Below are 2,402 nucleotides of genomic sequence, written 5' to 3'. Positions count from 1 at the left end.
CCGCCCCTTCGGGGCACCTTCCCCCAAAAAGGGGACCATGGTCCCGGAGGGAGAAGGAAAAGCCGGCTGCGGCTGGATGGCGTGGCCTCTTCTCACCGTCCTGGTTGAGGCCGCGCCCACACTGCAGCACCGGCACGGTCAGGGACTGCACTGTGGGAGGGACTTCAGTCCCGACGTCGTGCAAGATCGGATGCACAGCGGACTTTGTCCGCCGTCGCTGCATGACAGTTGCCTCACCACGTTCCAGAGACGGACTGTCCCGATTCCCAACTCCCAACTCCCGAATCCCGAATCCCGAATCCCCGCCTTTCCCCTATCATCTCCAGATGCGCCCCGACTACATCCTGACCCTGTCCTGCCCGGACCGTACCGGCATCGTCTTCCGCGTCAGCGGCCTGCTGTTCGAGCACGGCTGCAACATCCTCGATGCGCAGCAGTTCGGCGACGAGGAAAGCGGCCGTTTCTTCCTGCGCGTGCACTTCGACGTACCCGCCGACGGCATCGTCGCCGCGGTGAAGCTGCAATTGGAGCCGCTGGCCGCCGACTACGCGATGGACTGGCAACTGCACGACGCGCGCCGCCGTGCGCGCCTGCTGGTGCTGGTCAGCAAGCAGGGTCATTGCCTCAACGACCTGCTGTTCCGCGCGCACAGCCGGCAGTTGCGGGTGGACATCGCCGCGGTGGCCTCCAACCATCCCGACTTCGCCGCGCTGGCCGGGTCCTACGGCGTGCCGTTCCACCACCTGCCGGTGAGTGCCGCCAACCGCGCCGAACAGGAGGCGCAGTTGCTGGCGCTGGTCGAACGCGAACGCATCGATCTGGTGGTGCTGGCCCGCTACATGCAGATCCTGTCGCCGACGCTGTGCGCGGCGCTGGCCGGACGCGCGATCAACATCCACCACAGCTTCCTGCCCAGCTTCAAGGGCGCGCAGCCGTACCACCAGGCGCACGCGCGCGGGGTCAAGATCATCGGCGCCACCGCGCACTACGTCACCGGCGATCTGGACGAAGGCCCGATCATCGAGCAGGACGTGGCCCGCGTGGACCACGCCATGACCCCGCGCGAACTGGTGCGTCTGGGCAGCGACACCGAGTCGCAGGTGCTGGCCCGCGCCGTGCGCCGCCACGTCGAGCATCGCATCCTGCTCAACGGGCATCGCACGGTGGTATTTCGCTGAGGCGGGGAGTGGAGATTCGGGAATCGGGAATGGGGAGCAGCAACAGCAACAGCAACAGCAACAGCGGCTAAGCACCCGCTTGCCCTAATCCATGGTCGCGGCGCCGACCGTCTGCATCGACGATCATCCCCGCTCTCCAGTCACTGCACCGTGGCATTTCCGATGAAGCAGGGAATGGGGCCGGGAATAGGGAAGGGGACCATCAGCAGCCGCAGCGCGGCGTTTGCTCTGCCGATTCCCCATTCCCGATTCCCCATTCCCAGCCCTCAACGCGCCGCGTTGGCGTTCATCGTCGCGTTGCGGCTGGCGTCCAGGTACTGCGCCGGATCGCGCATGCCGGTGGTGTGGCACTGGCCGGTGGTGTGGCCGCGGTTGACGCCGCCCGGCAGCTGGCCGTTGACCTGCTCCACGGTGCCGTCCTCCGGATCGCTCAGCACCAGGTCCGAGGCCGCGTTGCAGTAGTCGTTGGTGTACCAGTTGGTCTTGGCGAAGGAGGTGGTGTAGTAGTTCACCAGCGCCCGCGCCGAGTTGGGGATGCCGGCCAGCCAGGCCTTGGCGCCGTCGTAGGTCAGGTCGTTGTTGGTGCCGCAGCCCACACCGAACCACGAGCCCACCGTGGCCAGGATGCCGGCCAGGTTGGTGCCCTGGTAGGGCGTGCCCACCGACTGCATCACCCGCCCGCCGCTGGCGTTGTCCAGGCCGCTCCAGTAGTAGACGTACAGATGCAGCGCGGCCATGCCGCCCTGGCTGTGCGCCACCGTGCCGAACGAGTTCCACTGGCTGCCGAACTGCGCCAGGCGCTGCGCGAACTGGTCGTTGCTGCGGTTCTGGTTGACGTCCAGGAACGGGGAGGCGTTGGTGAACTGCGCCACCGGCCACACCCCGCCCGAGCAGTAGCCGTGCACCAGCACCAGGCGCTTGCCGGTGGCCTGCGCCTGCATGTCGGTGGTGGCGGCTGCGCTCAGCTGCGCCGGGCGCTCGCCCATGCGCATGCTCTCGTCGATCGCGCCGGTGCTGCGCGCCACGCTGCTGCGGCGCAGTGCCGGCAGGGTCAGCGGCAACGTCGCGCGCGTGGCCAGCGGCACGAAGTTGTCCGGATCTTCCACGCGCAGGTTGCGCAGGGTGAACGGCGCACGCGCGCCGGCGCGGACGATCCAGCGCTCGTCCACGCTCAGCGGCAGGCGTCCGTCCTGCGGCGCGAGCATGCCGCCGAGCCAGGCCACC

Annotated in this window: 1 protein-coding gene and 1 pseudogene; one reads left to right on the top strand and one right to left on the bottom strand. The window is 68.2% G+C overall.

Annotated elements, in window-relative coordinates:
* Positions 1 to 326: 326 nt before the first annotated feature.
* A complete protein-coding gene (purU, locus tag D180_RS04420) occupies positions 327 to 1,178 on the top strand; it encodes a formyltetrahydrofolate deformylase (protein ID WP_017911840.1) in 852 nt (283 codons plus the stop codon).
* 266 nt (positions 1,179 to 1,444) lie between these two features.
* Here the strand turns inward: purU and D180_RS04415 are convergent.
* A pseudogene (locus D180_RS04415) lies at positions 1,445 to 2,402 on the bottom strand (conditioned medium factor); the annotation flags it as partial.

The sequence above is a fragment of the Xanthomonas sp. SHU 166 genome (assembly GCF_000364685.1).
GTDB classification, from domain to species: domain Bacteria; phylum Pseudomonadota; class Gammaproteobacteria; order Xanthomonadales; family Xanthomonadaceae; genus Xanthomonas_A; species Xanthomonas_A sontii.
Note: the sequence above shows the minus strand (reverse complement) of the source record. Positions and strands in the feature narration are given on the sequence as shown.